13 protein-coding genes are annotated in these 13,913 nt (G+C 67.0%); 4 read left to right on the forward strand and 9 right to left on the reverse strand.

Annotation, left to right across the window (positions count from 1 at the left end; translation table 11 throughout):
* The first annotated feature begins 57 nt into the window (after window positions 1-57).
* Window positions 58-1,008 carry an IS481 family transposase gene (locus FRZ61_RS14315; RefSeq protein ID WP_151118372.1) on the forward strand — a complete coding sequence of 317 codons (951 nt, stop codon included), beginning with the start codon at window positions 58-60 and terminating at the stop codon, window positions 1,006-1,008.
* Between the two features lie 20 nt (window positions 1,009-1,028).
* Here the strand turns inward: FRZ61_RS14315 and FRZ61_RS14320 are convergent, their stop codons facing one another.
* On the reverse strand, window positions 1,029-1,784 hold the full coding sequence (locus FRZ61_RS14320; protein ID WP_191909023.1) for an SDR family NAD(P)-dependent oxidoreductase: 756 nt from the start codon (window positions 1,782-1,784) through the stop codon (window positions 1,029-1,031).
* A 59-nt stretch (window positions 1,785-1,843) separates the two neighbouring features.
* Window positions 1,844-2,548 (reverse strand): GntR family transcriptional regulator, encoded by a 705-nt coding sequence (locus FRZ61_RS14325; RefSeq protein ID WP_151118374.1) that lies wholly within the window; start codon window positions 2,546-2,548, stop codon window positions 1,844-1,846.
* 364 nt (window positions 2,549-2,912) lie between these two features.
* Between FRZ61_RS14325 and FRZ61_RS14330 the strand changes: the two genes are divergently transcribed.
* Both FRZ61_RS14330 and FRZ61_RS14335 read left to right on the forward strand, forming a co-directional pair.
* Entirely contained in the window at window positions 2,913-3,812 is a 900-nt protein-coding gene (locus FRZ61_RS14330) for a substrate-binding periplasmic protein (RefSeq protein ID WP_151118375.1), read from the forward strand.
* Between the two features lie 106 nt (window positions 3,813-3,918).
* The gene (locus tag FRZ61_RS14335; protein ID WP_151118376.1) at window positions 3,919-4,587 is read left to right on the forward strand and encodes an amino acid ABC transporter permease; all 669 of its coding nucleotides are present in this window, start codon (window positions 3,919-3,921) and stop codon (window positions 4,585-4,587) included.
* 13 nt (window positions 4,588-4,600) lie between these two features.
* Here the strand turns inward: FRZ61_RS14335 and FRZ61_RS14340 are convergent, their stop codons facing one another.
* The 4 genes from FRZ61_RS14340 to FRZ61_RS14355 form a co-directional block, all read right to left on the reverse strand.
* On the reverse strand, window positions 4,601-5,863 hold the full coding sequence (locus tag FRZ61_RS14340) for an aspartate aminotransferase family protein (protein WP_151118377.1): 1,263 nt from the start codon (window positions 5,861-5,863) through the stop codon (window positions 4,601-4,603).
* 48 nt (window positions 5,864-5,911) lie between these two features.
* The gene (locus tag FRZ61_RS14345; RefSeq protein ID WP_151118378.1) at window positions 5,912-6,307 is read right to left on the reverse strand and encodes a RidA family protein; all 396 of its coding nucleotides are present in this window, start codon (window positions 6,305-6,307) and stop codon (window positions 5,912-5,914) included.
* 47 nt (window positions 6,308-6,354) lie between these two features.
* Complete coding sequence (locus tag FRZ61_RS14350) at window positions 6,355-8,700, reverse strand: FAD-dependent oxidoreductase (protein ID WP_151118379.1); 2,346 nt, start codon at window positions 8,698-8,700, stop codon at window positions 6,355-6,357.
* An 89-nt stretch (window positions 8,701-8,789) separates the two neighbouring features.
* Window positions 8,790-10,148 carry an aspartate aminotransferase family protein gene (locus FRZ61_RS14355; protein ID WP_151118380.1) on the reverse strand — a complete coding sequence of 453 codons (1,359 nt, stop codon included), beginning with the start codon at window positions 10,146-10,148 and terminating at the stop codon, window positions 8,790-8,792.
* A gap of 220 nt (window positions 10,149-10,368) precedes the next feature.
* Here FRZ61_RS14355 and FRZ61_RS14360 point away from each other — a divergent pair, with 220 nt between their 5' ends.
* Window positions 10,369-11,346, forward strand: a complete 978-nt coding sequence (locus tag FRZ61_RS14360) for a BKACE family enzyme (protein WP_151118381.1) — start codon at window positions 10,369-10,371, stop codon at window positions 11,344-11,346.
* A 90-nt stretch (window positions 11,347-11,436) separates the two neighbouring features.
* Here the strand turns inward: FRZ61_RS14360 and FRZ61_RS14365 are convergent, their stop codons facing one another.
* From FRZ61_RS14365 to FRZ61_RS14375, 3 genes are read right to left on the reverse strand one after another with little or no spacing between them, the layout of a single operon-like run.
* A complete protein-coding gene (locus FRZ61_RS14365) occupies window positions 11,437-12,180 on the reverse strand; it encodes an SDR family NAD(P)-dependent oxidoreductase (protein ID WP_151118382.1) in 744 nt (247 codons plus the stop codon).
* 49 nt (window positions 12,181-12,229) lie between these two features.
* Window positions 12,230-12,976, reverse strand: coding sequence for an SDR family NAD(P)-dependent oxidoreductase (locus tag FRZ61_RS14370; protein WP_151118383.1), 747 nt, complete (start codon window positions 12,974-12,976; stop codon window positions 12,230-12,232).
* Window positions 12,977-13,009: 33 nt separating this feature from the next.
* Window positions 13,010-13,870: an alpha/beta fold hydrolase gene (locus FRZ61_RS14375; RefSeq protein WP_151118384.1), complete on the reverse strand. Its 861-nt coding sequence runs from the start codon at window positions 13,868-13,870 to the stop codon at window positions 13,010-13,012.
* Window positions 13,871-13,913 lie beyond the last annotated feature (43 nt).

Here is a 13,913-nt window from a genome sequence, read left to right on the forward strand (position 1 = left end):
CTGCCGGGAGAAGCTGACGGTTGTCGAAGCCTCAGTTTTTCCAAGGAGAGGGACCGGATGAACGTCCATAAGAATGCCCGTCTGACGGCGCGCGGTCGAGAGTGGATGGTTGGCCTGGTTGCGAGCGGGCAGACGCCGAAGGCCGTGAGCGAAGCCGTAGGCGTCTGCCCGCGCACGGTGCGCAAGTGGGTGAAGCGCTTTCGGACGGAAGGAGTTGCGGGTTTGCAGGATCGCAGCTCACGTCCTCACCGGCTCTACCGGCCTACGCCGCAGGCGATCGTTGAGCGTATCGCGGCGCTGCGGCGGGACCGGCTGACGGGCAAAGCGATCGCCGCCGAGCTTGGGGTCTCACCGGCCACGGTGAGCCGTGTTCTGAAGCGGCTCGGGTTGAACAAATTCCGTGCCCTTGAGCCGGTCGAGGTCCGCCGCTACGAGCGCGACAACCCCGGCGAACTGATCCACATCGACATCAAGAAGCTGGGCAAGTTCAATCGCGTAGGTCATCGCATCACAGGCGACCGCCGAGGCCAGAGCAACGCCCGCGGCATCGGCTGGGAGTTCGTCCATGTCGCCATCGACGACGCCTCGCGCATCGCCTTCTCCAAGGTGATGAAGAACGAGCGCCAAGGCTGTGCGATCGCCTTCCTCAAAGCCGCTGTCGCCTACTACGCAAGCCTCGGCGTCAAGGTCGAGCGCGTCATGACCGACAACGGCTCCTGCTACAAAGCCTTCGCCTTCCGCAGAACCTGCAAACGGCTAGGTCTCAAGCACATCCGCACCAAGCCCTATACACCCAAGACCAACGGAAAGGCCGAGCGCTTCATCCAGACCGCCTTGCGCGAATGGGCCTACGCCCGCGCCTACAACACCTCACGCCAGCGCGCCGCCGAACTGCCCAACTGGATACACCGCTACAATTGGCATCGACCTCATGGCAGTATCGGTTCAAAGTCGCCCATCAGCAGACTCCCCTTGGCCCGGAACAACCTGTTGAGGCTCCACAGCTAGAGCGCCCGGCTTACCGGCAGTCAGAGCAGGACCGTGCCGCCATCGACCGAGATGGTCTGGCCGGTGACGAAGGCGCTCATGTCGGAGAGCAGCCAGGCGGCGGTGCCGACCAGGTCGGTGGGGTCGAGCGTCCGCTTGATGCTCTGGTTGTCGCGCACCGTCTCGATCGCCTTGTCATGCTTGGCGCCGAAGAACTCGCGCGTGCCCTCGGTCGCCACGGCCGAAGGCGCCACGCTGTTGACCCGGATATTGTCGCGGCCGAGCTCGCGTGCGAGGCCGCGCGTCAGCCCGATCACCGCCGCCTTCGATGTCGTGTAATGGAGCGCATAAGGCATGCCGTAGGTGGCGGCCAGCGAGGCGATGTTGACGATGCTCCCCGCCCCCGCCTTGCGCATCGGCCCGACCACGGCCTTGCAGCAGTTCCAGATGCCTTTGACATTGACCGCCATGGCGGCGTCCCATTGCGCCTCCTCGATCGCCTCGAACTTGCCACCCTTGAGCGCGCCATAGAGGGCGGCGTTGTTCACCAGCCCGTCGATCCGGCCGAAAGCGGCGAGCGTCCGTTCCGCCATCGCCGCGACCGATCTCATGTCGGTCACGTCGAGATTGATCCCGATGCCCTCGCCGCCGGCGGCTTTCACCGCGGCCAGCGTCTCGTCGCAGGGGCTGATGTCGGCGGCGACAACCTTGGCGCCCATGCCGGCAAAGCGGGCGGCATAGGCCTGGCCGATCCCGCGCGCGGCACCGGTGACGATGACGACACGTCCCTCGAGCATGGCTACTCCTTCGGCGATGAGATGATCGGTTCGAACGTCGAGGCCCGGCACCGGGGCCATCAAGCGGCCGAGTGGCCGCGCGTCTCCAGGAACTCGCGGATGACCTTGGCGGCGTCGCCGATATCCTCCTGGATCGCGATACGCGCGGCTTTCCCGTCGCGCCGCTCCAGCGCCTCGAGCAGGGCCGCATGATGATCCTGGCCCACCCGCAATCCGAACTCGGACAGCGCCAGATTGAGCAGCGGGCCTGCCTGCAGCCACAGCGATTCGATCATCTGCATCGCCGTCGGCATCTGCGAGGCCTGATAGAGCCGGAAATGGAACTCCTGGTTCTTGGCGAGATAGGTCGTGGTCTGCTGGCGCTTGAGCCGCCACATCTCGCCATTGACCTGCACCATGCGCTGCAGCTCCTCGGCGCCAAGGAGAGCTGCCGCCGTCTCGGTGACCATCCCTTCGAGCGTGATGCGGATGCGGCAGATCTCGTCGAAGCGCTCGGGCGTGATCAGCGGCAAGGCGACGGAGCGGGTCGGCAGCATCTCGAGCGCGCGTTCCGCCACGAGACGGCGCAGCGCCTCGCGCACCGGCATCGGGCTGGTGCCCAGCGCCGCCGCCATGGCGCGGATCGTGATGGTGGAACCGGGGCGGATCGCCCCGGACATGATCGCGCGCTTGAGCTCGAGATAGGCGCGGTCGTGCAGCGTCTCGCGCTCCAGCTTCGAGACCGGAAAACCGGCCGATGCGATCTCCGCGCTCCCAGATTTCATGATGACGAATCCGTCGGTGGGACCTTGCTGCTTGTGCCGGTCGGCGCGGGGCCCGGTCAAGTCCCTTCCGGCCGGGCTTCGTGTGAGGCCGGCCCCGGTGCCATTGACTCGGTCTTCCGGCCACTCATAATATCTTCAATGGAGTGATCACATATCACGAAAACCAGGATGGCCGCCAGCCAGGGGAATGGCCGTCCGTTCCGGTTCCCCTTTCCGGGGGAAGCTGGGCCAAGCCGGCGACAGACCGGCATCGCTGAGGGCGCTTTGCGGCCCGCCGAGGTCATGGCGGGCGGTCAAGAACGAAGCCGGCCGGCATGGGAAACCTCCCAGGCGCGGGTGGCGCGGCAACAGGGGAGGAACGACCATGACTACGCATTCCACGAGACTGACACGCCGGACATTCCTGGCGACCACGGCCGCGGTCGTGGCGGCCGGGGCGACCGGGCTGCTTGCGGGCACCGCCCGCGCCGACACGCTCGACGAGATCAAGAAGCGCAACAAGCTGATCGTCGGCACGGGCGTCCTGGGCCTCAGGCCCTGGCTCTTCAAGAACGAGGATGGCAGCTACGGCGGCATGGAATGGGAGATGCTGCAATACATCATCAAGAAGCTCGGCGTCGCCGAGGTCGAGATGGTCTCGGTCGAATGGGAGACGCTGATCCCGGGCCTCAAGGCCAAGCGCTGGGACATCATCTTCTCGGGCATGACCGTGACCGAGGAGCGCCGCCAGGGCGCCGGGATCGAGTTCACCCGGCCCTACTACTTCGAGAGCGACCGCATCGTCGTGAAAAAGGACTCGCCCTTCCAGAAGCCCGAGGATCTCGCCGGCAAGACGCTGGCGGCGCCGCTCGGCACCGTCGAGGAGTTCCAGGCCAAGAACCTGGTCTCCAAGGGCATCGGCAAGGACATCAAGACCTTCAACGATCCGGCCGGCTGCTTCCTGGCCTTGCATGCGGGCCAGGTCGACGCCGTCATCATGGACAACACCAGCTACGGCGGCCAGCTCAGCGTGACCCCGGACCTGCGCACCATCGGCGGCGTCTACAACCTCGCCGCCGATGAGAAATGGCAGGATGCCCAGGCCAAGGCGCCCTACAAGTACGGCGGCGACGGTGCCGGCGTCCGCAAGGAGGACACGGCCCTGCTGAAGGCGCTCAACGACGCGCTCGACGCGATGGATGCCGACGGCACCCGCAAGGCGATCCTGACGAAATACGGGGTCTGGGACGAATCGCTCTCCAAGGAAGCGATGATGACGAAATAACCGCCTCGGCGGATGAGACCATCGTCGTTGTAGTATCGATGGGCGTCGCGGCCCCTGCGCCGCGACGCCCATTTGCTGTCCGCTCGGCCCGGGAGGCACCCACCCCGTGATCTATTTCGTCACCGAATTCATTCCCAAATATCTGCCCTTCCTGCTCAGCGGCGCCGTGGTCACGCTCGAGCTCACCTTCTGCAGCATGGTGCTGGGCATCGCGATCGGTGTCGCCTCCGCGATCGCGGCGATTGCCGGCGGAAAGGTCGCGCGGCTGATCGTGCGGATCTACGTGAATATCTGCCGCGGCGTGCCGCTGATCGTCATCCTGCTCTTCGTCTATTTCACCCTGCCCGAGATCGACATCCGCCTGCCCGCCTTCTGGGCGGGCGTCGTGGGGCTCAGCTTCAATCTCGGCGCCTATCTGAGCGAGGTGTTCCGCGCCGCCATCCTGGCGATCGATTCCGGCCAGATGCAGGCCGGCCTGGCGCTGGGAATGAAGCGCACCCAGATCTACCGGAAGATCATCCTGCCGCAGGCGGCGGTGATCGCGCTCCCCACCGTCGGCGGCTATTTCATCTCGCTGCTGAAGGATTGCGCGCTGGTGTCCTTCATCTCGGTCGAGGAGCTGCTGCGCCACGGCAACTACATCATCTCGAACACCTTCCGCAGCATGGACACCTACATGCTGGTGGGCCTGATCTACTACCTCATGAGCCTGGGCGCGGCCCACGCGATCCGCTGGATCGAGATCAAGCTGCGGCCGGCATACCTGCGCGTCTGAGGGCCGGAGGCCCTCAGGGACGGACGTCCTCGAGCGCGGCGCTCATGCCGGCGATCGCCTCGGCCACCGCTTCGTCGGTCATGGCCGTCGACATCGAGACCATGCCGCCCGGCCCCATCTGCACGCCGTGATTGAGGCAGGCCAGGTGGTAGCGGCCGCTCAGCTCCGGATTGGGCAGCTCGCCGCCCGGCCTGGGCTTGGTGGCCGAGAAATAGAGCCCCATCACCGAGCCTTCGCAGAGCATATAGAGCGACAGGCCGACCGCCTTGGCCCTGGCTTCCAGCGCCTGCTTGATCCGGTCGGCCTGGGCGTCCATGCGCTGGATGCGCTCGGCGGTCAGATGCTCGACCGCGATCCGGCCCGCCACGCTCGCCAGCACGTTCCCGTTGAAGGAGCCGCCATGATAGATGCCCCCGGCCCGGCCGGGATCGGCGAGGTCCATGATCTCGCGGCGCGCGCCCACGGCTCCCACCGGCATGCCGCCGCCCACGAACTTGCCGAGGAAGGTGATGTCGGGCTCGAGCCCGAACTTCTCGGCCGAGCCGCCATAGGCCAGGCGCAGCATCAGGCAGTCGTCGAGCACGAAGAGCGCACCCGCCTTGCGTGCCGCCGCCTGCACCTGGTTGAGGAAACCCGGCAGGGCCGGCATGACCACGCCGGTATACATGACCGGTTCCAGAACGACCGCCGCGATCCTGGGGCCATGCTGGGCCAAGACGCGCTCGAACGATTCGACGTTGTTGAATTCGGCCAGCAGCGTATGGCCCGCGATCTCGCCCTGGCCATGGAGCCCGGCCTCGAGATCGCTGTAGGTGCCGTGATAGCCGCCATGGGCTTTGAGGATCAGCGGCCGGCCGGTGAAGCCGCGCGCCATCTTGACCGCCAGCATGCTGGCTTCGGTACCGGAATTGGTGAACAGCACCTTCTCGAAGATCTTGATGCGCTTGCAGAGCGCCTCGGCGAACTCGATCTGCGGCAGATTGGTGCCGAGCCAGGCCCAGCCGTTCTCGGTGGCCTGGGCCAGGGCTTGCGCGATCGGCTTGTAGGCATGGCCGTGGATCAGGCTCAGGCCGTTGTAATTGAGATCGACATAGCGGTTGCCGTCGACATCCCAGAGATAAGGCCCCTGCCCCCGCTGATGCACGACCGGATAGGGCCGGAAGAAGCCGAAATTGCGGGTAAGCCCGCCCGGCATGGAGCGGTTGGCCCGGTCGAGGAGCGCGGCCGATTTCGGCGTACGGCTTCGATAGGTTTCTTCGATGCTGTTGAGCGCCATGGGGCGGCCCTATCCGATCTTGATTGAATCCGGTCTGGAGGAGGCGCGTCAGGCTTTGCCGCGCTTGTTCTTCACGATCGCAATGGCATCGACCTCGAGCCGCGCATTCAGCAGAAGGCCCGCAACCTTCACGCTGGCGCTGGCCGGCGGGTTGGCCTCGAACAGCGCGCGGCGCACCTTGGCATAGACGGGGTAGTCGGCGAGGTCGGTTAGATAGGCGGTGATGCGCACCACGTCCTTGAGGCCGGCGCCGCTGCGCTCGAGGGCACGGGCGATATTGTCCCAGCACTGCCTGGTCTCGCCCTCGAAATCCTTGGCCGTGATCTTGCCGTTGGCGTCATGCCCGATCATGCCGGAGATATAGATGGTCGAGTATTCGCCCATATCGACGATGACGGCGTCGCTGAAGCCGCCGATCAGCTCATTGGGTATGCGCTTGAACATCGTTTCCTCCTCGAAGCAGGCGGCCGCCCGATAGGGACGGCCGGCGGTCAAAGGCCCGTTCTGTCCCACGGTGTCAGCGGGTAATACTCGCCCTGCATCAGCATCTGGCAGCCGCCCGGATCGGCCTTGCGATCGACCAGGCCCATCAGCATCGCCTTGCCCAGCGACGGGATCACAGCGCCGCTGGTGACGAAGCCGACCAGCCGCTTGCGATGAAGGACCGGCGCGCTGGCGAAGATCGACGGCGCCGTGACGGCAGCCGAGAAGGAGCGCACCTCGCGACCCTTCTGCCGCTTGCGGTCGCGGATCACGGCGGTGCGGCCGATGAAGCCGCGATTGCCTTCGACATCGAGCAGCCGGTCGAGGCCCGCCGCGACGACGGAGATCTGCGGGCTCGCCTCGGCGCCGAATTGCGGGATGCCATGGCGCGTGGCAAGCGCGGCGGCCGCGAGCGAGCCGGCATGGCGCAGGCCCAGGCTCCGGCCCGCCTCCACCAGCCTGTCATGAAGATCCGCCGCGAACTCGGTCGGCACCAGCAGATAGAGGCTGGCCCAGCGCAGCCAGGGGAGAGACAGCACCGGCGCATAGCCGAGCTCGACGCGCTGCGCCGTTCCATTGAGCTCGAGCTTGCGGCCGGCCAGCTCGTTCGCCAGCGCCAGCGAATGCGGGCCCGCCAATGCCAGCGCGGCCCAGCCCGAGGTGACATCGGTCAGCACCGTTCCCGAGGCCGGCCGGTGCCATTCGATCCAGGAGCGCAGCCGCGTCGCCTGCTCCGGCTCGGCCAGCAGCAGCCAGCGCTGCTCCGCCAGGCGCGCGACGCCGGCCAGCACCTCGACGCCGCCCTTGGGGTTCAGCATCGGCGCGAATGCCGCGCCGCCGACCGGAAGATCGCCCGCGGCGCCGCTCAGCTTGGCCAGCAGGTTTCCGGCGCGCGGGCCCTCGAGCATCAGCTTGGCATCGCTCGACCGGTCGAACAGCGCCACGCTGCTCTCGGCGGCCGTGATCTCGGGGCTGACCGAGGCCATGCCGCCGGCCCCTTCCCTGGCGAACCAGATCGGACGTTCCCATTGCTGGACCGTGACGAAACGCGCGCCCTCGGCCGCGAGCGCCGCATGGAGCGGCGAGCGGCGCAGGCCGCGCGCGTCGGCGAAGTCCAGGTCCGGCGCCGCGAACTTGCACATATGCGTGACCACCTCGCTCGCCCGCGCGCGGGCATAGCGGACGAGGCTCTGGCTGTCGGCGAAGCGGCGGATATCGAGCTTGGTCGCATCCAGGCTGGGGCGGCCCTCGAGGATCCATTCGGCCGTGAGCTTGCCCGCCGCGGCCGAGAGCGCGATGCCGCTCGAGTTCATGCCGCAGGCGAGATAGCAGCCCCGCACCGCGGGCGCCTCGCCCAGCAGCATCTGCATGTCGGGCGTGAAGCTCTCGGGCCCGTTCAGCAGGGTGCGGATCTCGGCATTGTGCAGCACCGGAAACCGCTCCAGCGCGATCTGCATGTTCGCTTCGATCTGGTTCCAGTTGCTGTCGAGCAGGCCGAAGGAGAAGTCGCGAGGCAGATCGCCGGGGCCGACGGGGATGGCGTTCTTGTCGAAGAAGCCGACCAGGAGCCCGCCCACATCCTCGCGGCCGTAGATGAATTCGTCATAGGAGATGAAGAGCGGCAGGTCGCGGGTGACGATGTCGATCGGCTTGGTGAGGATATAGTGATGCTGGACCGCGTGGAGCGGGATCTTCACGCCGATCATGGCGCCGAGCTGCGCCGACCAGAGGCCGGAGGCGATCACGATCGCCTCGCATTTGATCTCGCCCTTCGCCGTCTGGACCGACGCGATCCGGCCGTTCCTGGTGGTCATGCCGGTGACCGGCATGTCCTCGATGATCTTGACCCCGCGCATCTTGGCGCCGCGCGCCATGGCGGTCGCGAGGTCGGTCGGGTTGATGCGTCCATCGCTGGGGATCCAGGCGCCCGCCAGGATGCCCTTGTCGGTGATGACCGGCAGCTTCTCGGCGACCTGGCGCGGCGTCTGATACTCGATCTCGACATCCCTCGCCTCGCCCAAGGCCGGCAATCCGCGGAAATAGGCGACGCGGTCGGGATCGCAGGTGTACATGACCCGGCCCGACCGGCGCCAGCCCAGCGCCTGCCCGGTTTCTGCCTCGATGCGCGGATAGAAATCGACGCCGTAGCGGATCATCTCGCCGATGAGCGGGTCCGCGCGATAGGTCTCCATGTTGCCGGCGGCATGCCAGCTCGTGCCGCTGCCGATCTTCGAGCGTTCGAGCAGCACCACATCCTTGCAGCCTTGCGCCGCCAGGTGATAGGCGACGCTGGAACCGACCACGCCGGCGCCGATGACGACGACACGGGCGTGGCTCGGCAACGAATCCGGCATGGCAAAAGGCCTCTCGCGTTTCTAGGACAGCGTGCCGCCGCCGGGAGACCGGCGCGGCCGATGCGGAACAGGCAGGATGGCCGGCGCGATCACGGCACCGTGGCCCGGATCAGCTCGGCGCGGTTGTCGAGGAACTCCTCGAACGCGCCGAGGAAGGAAGCGAGGTCGGCGGCGCTGGTCTGCAGCGACAGATTGCCGAGGATGCGCCGGTTGATGTAGTGGCCCTGGGCCATCATGTCGAGCTGGAACAGGGTCTTCAGATCGTTGATCTCGCGTTCCCGGCCGCGCTCGCCCTCGTCGAGGTCGTGGCCGTTGCGGATGGTCCCGCGGTGGAAATGGATGGCGAAGATCGAGCCCAGGCCGGTCGTCTGCACCGCGAGGCCGCGGGTCTTGGCGAGCGCATCGAGGCGCTGGCGGAGATCGTCGCCCTGGGCGTTCATGCGGTCGATCGCCTGAGGCGTCAGCACCTTGGTGAAGGCCGCATGGCCGGCCGCCATGGCCAGCACATTGTTGTTGAAGGTGCCGCCATGCGGCAGCGCGCCGGGCTTCGCCGGGTCGAAGCGCTCCATGATGTCGGCCCGGCCGCCGAAGGCGCCGATCGTCATGCCGCCGCCGACATATTTGCCGAGCGTCGTCATGTCGGGCTTGATCCCCAGGCGGCCCTGGACGCCCGAAGGCGACAGCCGCGAGGTCATCACCTCGTCCATGATGAAGACGATGCCATGCTTGCGCGTCGCGTCGCGCAGCGCCCGCATGAAGGCGAGCTCGCCCGGGATCGCCCCCGCCCCGCCCTGCAGCGGCTCGACCAGCACCGCCGCCAGATCCTGCGCATGGCGCTCGATCGCCTTCACGGCCGCCTCGGCATCGTTGTAGGGCGCCGTGACGAACGGGATCGGCATGTTGAGCGGCGAGGCGCCATGGCTGAAATAGAGCAGGCTGCCGTGATAGGCGCCGTCGAAGACCAGCACGGCCGGCCGTCCCGTCACGGCGCGCGCCGTCGCCAGCGCCAGCAGATTCGCCTCGGTGCCGGAATTGCAGAAGCGCAGCCGCTCCATCGAGCTGAAGCGCTGCGAGATGATCGCCGACAGCTCATGCTCGTAGATGCTGGGGCCGCCCAGCGTCAGGCCGTCGGCGATCGCCTGGGCCAGGGCCGCCTTCACCGCGGGCTCGGAATGGCCGAGCACGCCCGCGGTATATTCGTTGATGAAATCGACATAGCTGTGGCCGTCGACATCGATGACGCGCGAGCCCTCGGCGAAGCGGATGCAGACGGGGAACGGCGAGTAATGCAGCGTGGTGCGGGTGTTCCCGCCCGGCATGGCCGCCTTGCTGGCACCGTGGATCGCGGCGCTCTTCGGATTGGCCTGGATATAGCGCTCTTCGGCCTCGCGCAGGGCCGACGCCAGGTTCTGGTTGCTGCTGCGGGAGGCAAGGCCGGTGGCCGTCATGACATGCTCCGTTGCGCACCCGAGGAGCCATGACGGAGGACGGGGCCGCGCGGGCGATTTCCCGCCCCCGTCCCGCCGCACCGCCCCTCCGGTGCTTGTGATCACGTTATCTGTGATGCTATGGTCCCGGTCGCCAGCGAGTCAAGGCTGGGACCGGCCGAGGCCGGCCCCGGCAGCCTGTTCAGACCCCGCATTTCAGCCAGATCGGATTCCCTCGCCCATGACATCCAGCAGCGCCGCCACCGCGGCCGCCCCGAAGGACGGCAAGGCCCCCCGCAAGGTCATCATCACCTGCGCCGTGACCGGCTCGGTCCATACGCCGACCATGACGCCCTATCTGCCGATCACGCCCGACCAGATCGCGGCCGAATCGATCGCGGCGGCCGAGGCCGGCGCCTCGGTGATCCATCTCCATGCGCGCGATCCCAAGGACGGGCGGCCGACGCCCAATCCCGACGTGTTCATGCAGTTCCTGCCGCGCATCAAGCAGAACACCGACGCGGTCATCAACATCACCACCGGCGGCTCGCTCGGGATGACCATGGAGGACCGCCTCGCGGCGCCCTTGCGCGCAAGCCCCGAGCTCTGCTCGCTCAACATGGGCTCGATGAATTTCGGCATCTTCCACGTGACGCAGAAGATCGAGCATTGGCAGCACGAGTGGGAGAAGGCCTATGTCGAGAAGACCAAGGACCTGATCGTCAGCAACACCTTCGCCCAGATCGAGCGCTTCATCAAAGAGCTGGGTCAGGGTTGCGGCACGCGCTTCGAATGCGAATGCTACGATGTGGGCCATCTCTACACGCTGGCCCATTTCCTCGACCGCAAGCTCCTGGAGCCGCCGCTCTTCGTGCAGACGATCTTCGGCGTGCTGGGCGGGATCGGGCCGCATCCCGAGGACCTGACCCACATGCGCCGCACGGCGGACCGGCTCTTCGGCAGCGACTATCAATGGTCGATCCTGGCGGCGGGCCGCCATCAGATCAACCTGGCCACCATCGGCGCCGCCATGGGCGCCAATGTGCGCGTCGGGCTCGAGGACAGCATCTATCTGGGGCCGGGCCAGCTCGCCAAGAGCAATGCCGAGCAGGTGCGCAAGATCCGCGCCATCCTGACCGAGCTCTCGCTCGACGTCGCCTCCCCCGCCGAAGCCCGCGCCATGCTGAAGCTCAAGGGCGGCGACAAGGTGAAGTTCTGAGCCACCCGCCCCGGTCATTGCCGGGCTTGGGTCCGGCAATCCCGCCCTCGAGGGCGCCACGCCGGTTCTGGATCCCTGCGCAACCACCCGTCAGGCGTTGGTGCCGCCGTCGACAGTCAGGTTCGTGCCCGTGATGTAGGACGCCTCTGGACTCGCGACGAACGCCACCAGCGCCGCGACCTCGTCGACGCTGCCGTAACGGTTCAACGCGGTGACCGCCTTCTGCGGCACGGCCCAGTCGCCCGCGGCCGGATTGAGATCGGTGTCGATCGGGCCGGGCTGGATATTGTTGACCGTGATGCCGCGGTCGCCGACCTCGCGCGACAGGCCCTGCGTGAACATCCGGATCGCACTCTTCGTCGCCGAGTAAGGCACCAGCCCCGGCGTCATCATCCGCTCCCCGACGCAGGAGCCGATCGAGATGATCCGTCCGCCATTGTTCATCTGCTTCAGCGCCGCCTGCGTCGTGACGAAGACGCCGCGGATGTTGAGGTCGATGACTTGGTCCAGCTCCTCGAGCGTCGTCTCCTCGAACTTCTTCGGGATCGCCGTGCCGGCGTTGTTCACCAATATGTCGAGCTTGCCGAGCAGGCCGACCGCCTTGTCGACCGCGGCCTGGACGGCCTTGGGATCGGTGGCGTCGGCCTGGATCGCGATCGCCCGGCCGCCGGTATCTTCGATCGCCTTGACGACGGCGGCGGCCGCGTCCGCGCCTTTCGCATAGGTGATCGCCACCTTCGCGCCGTCGGCCGCCAGCCGCTTGGCGATCGCCGCGCCGATACCGCGGGAGCCGCCGGTGACGAGCGCCGTCTTGCCTTCGAGTTTCCTGGACATGACGAATTCCTTTCTTGAGGCTGAGAGCGATGGGGCCGACAGGCCGGGTTCAGAGCTTGGAGCCGCCATCGACATGGATGGTGTCGCCGGTGATCCAGCGAGAGTCGGGCGAGGCGAGGAACGCGATGGCATCGGCGATGTCGTCGGGCTGGGCGACCCGCTTGAAGGTCTGCAGGCCGAGGGTGTAGTCGCGGCCCGAGTCCGTCTTGGCGAAGGACGACATGTCCGTCGCCACCACGCCGGGCGCGACCGCATTCACGCGCACGCCGCGTGCACCGAGAGCCGCGGCGAAATGCTTCACCAGCGTGTCGATCGCCCCCTTGGTCGCGGCATAGGCCGGCAACGTCCCGACCACCGCATGGGCCGCCAGAGAGGACACCAGCACGACGCTGCTGGCCTCATGCAGGATCGGCAGCAATTGCTGAACCAGGAAGAACGGCGCGCGGACATTGACCGCGAACAGACGGTCGAAATCCTCGACCGTCGTCTCCTCGATCACGGCCGCTTTCGAGACGCCGGCATTGGCGACCAGGATGTCCAAGCGGTCGCCGACGATGGCACGGACCTGTCGCGCCAGCTGATGCGGACCATCAGGCGCGCCGAGATCGGCAGCAACCGCGTCGGCGCGGCCACCGGACTTGCGAATCTCGGCGACGACCGCTTCCGCCTCCTTGGCCGCCTGGCCGTAATGGACCAGCACCTGGGCGCCCGATCTAGCGAGCGCGAGTGCGCTGGCACGGCCGATGCCGCGCGAGGCGCCGGTGACGAGGGCGGTTTTCCCTTTGAGGCTGGTCATAGCAATTCTCCCTCCATGGGCGAAGCTGACAGCTCAGGCCCACTGCTTCTGATCGAGAAAGGTCGAGACGTGGCGGACGAACAGCTCGGGATACTGGTACAGCGATCCATGCGCCGAGTCCGGGTAGAGGATCAGCTGCGCGTTCGGCAGATGCTGCTGCAGGATGAACGAGTTGACCGTGTAGATGATGACGTCGTTGCTGCCGTTAACGACGAGCGCCGGCTGCCCGATCTCCTTCAGGTAGTCCCAGGCGTTCTCCCGTTTGGCGCCCCACTTGGCGATCGCCGCGCGCTGCGCCAGGGCCGCTTCCGGCGTCACGGCGGGGTCGCGGCTCTCGCTGCGCAGCCGGATGCGCTCGACGAACGCGCGCCCCTTCGCCTGGCTCGCCTCGGATGGGGTGAAATGAACGCGCAGCCATAGATCGTCCGGATCGGCATAGGTAGCGCCGAATATCGCTTTACCCTCCGGTGTGCCGGTATCCATGCTCTCGCCGCTGCGGGGCCCGGTGCCCACCAGGACCAACCGGCGGACGAGGTCGGGCGCCCGCAACGCGGTCTCCTGCGCGACCAGGCCGCCGATCGAGAAGCCGAGCAGGTCGACCTGGCCGAGCCCGAGCGCCCGGACGAAGGCGATCGCATTGGCGCCCATTTCCGCGAAGCTGCCGGGCACCTTGCCGGAGCTCGAGGAAACGCCGGCATTGTTGAATAAGATAACCTCGCGATCCTTGGCGAAGCCGTCGGTCACCGCCGGATCCCAGTGATCCATGGTGCCCATGAAGTGCATGTTGAAGACGAGAGGAACGCCGCCGGCCTTGCCGAAACGGCGATAGGCGAAGCGGATGCCGTTGGCGTCGGCATAGCGCGTCGGCGCCGTCTGATGGGTATGGCTGGTCATCGCAAAAACTCCGATCCGGGCGGACTCCACCCTGCCAGTGAGG

The organism is Hypericibacter adhaerens (assembly GCF_008728835.1).
Lineage (GTDB): Bacteria > Pseudomonadota > Alphaproteobacteria > Dongiales > Dongiaceae > Hypericibacter > Hypericibacter adhaerens.

What these genes read in the sequence shown, in the direction of transcription:
- FRZ61_RS14315 (WP_151118372.1), top strand. Translation starts at nt 58, where the DNA reads ATGAACGTCCATAAGAATGCCCGTCTGACGGCGCGCGGTCGAGAGTGG.
- FRZ61_RS14320 (WP_191909023.1), bottom strand. Translation starts at nt 1,784, where the DNA reads ATGCTCGAGGGACGTGTCGTCATCGTCACCGGTGCCGCGCGCGGGATC.
- FRZ61_RS14325 (WP_151118374.1), bottom strand. Translation starts at nt 2,548, where the DNA reads ATGAAATCTGGGAGCGCGGAGATCGCATCGGCCGGTTTTCCGGTCTCG.
- FRZ61_RS14330 (WP_151118375.1), top strand. Translation starts at nt 2,913, where the DNA reads ATGACTACGCATTCCACGAGACTGACACGCCGGACATTCCTGGCGACC.
- FRZ61_RS14340 (WP_151118377.1), bottom strand. Translation starts at nt 5,863, where the DNA reads ATGGCGCTCAACAGCATCGAAGAAACCTATCGAAGCCGTACGCCGAAA.
- FRZ61_RS14345 (WP_151118378.1), bottom strand. Translation starts at nt 6,307, where the DNA reads ATGTTCAAGCGCATACCCAATGAGCTGATCGGCGGCTTCAGCGACGCC.
- FRZ61_RS14350 (WP_151118379.1), bottom strand. Translation starts at nt 8,700, where the DNA reads ATGCCGGATTCGTTGCCGAGCCACGCCCGTGTCGTCGTCATCGGCGCC.
- FRZ61_RS14355 (WP_151118380.1), bottom strand. Translation starts at nt 10,148, where the DNA reads ATGACGGCCACCGGCCTTGCCTCCCGCAGCAGCAACCAGAACCTGGCG.
- FRZ61_RS14360 (WP_151118381.1), top strand. Translation starts at nt 10,369, where the DNA reads ATGACATCCAGCAGCGCCGCCACCGCGGCCGCCCCGAAGGACGGCAAG.
- FRZ61_RS14365 (WP_151118382.1), bottom strand. Translation starts at nt 12,180, where the DNA reads ATGTCCAGGAAACTCGAAGGCAAGACGGCGCTCGTCACCGGCGGCTCC.
- FRZ61_RS14370 (WP_151118383.1), bottom strand. Translation starts at nt 12,976, where the DNA reads ATGACCAGCCTCAAAGGGAAAACCGCCCTCGTCACCGGCGCCTCGCGC.
- FRZ61_RS14375 (WP_151118384.1), bottom strand. Translation starts at nt 13,870, where the DNA reads ATGACCAGCCATACCCATCAGACGGCGCCGACGCGCTATGCCGACGCC.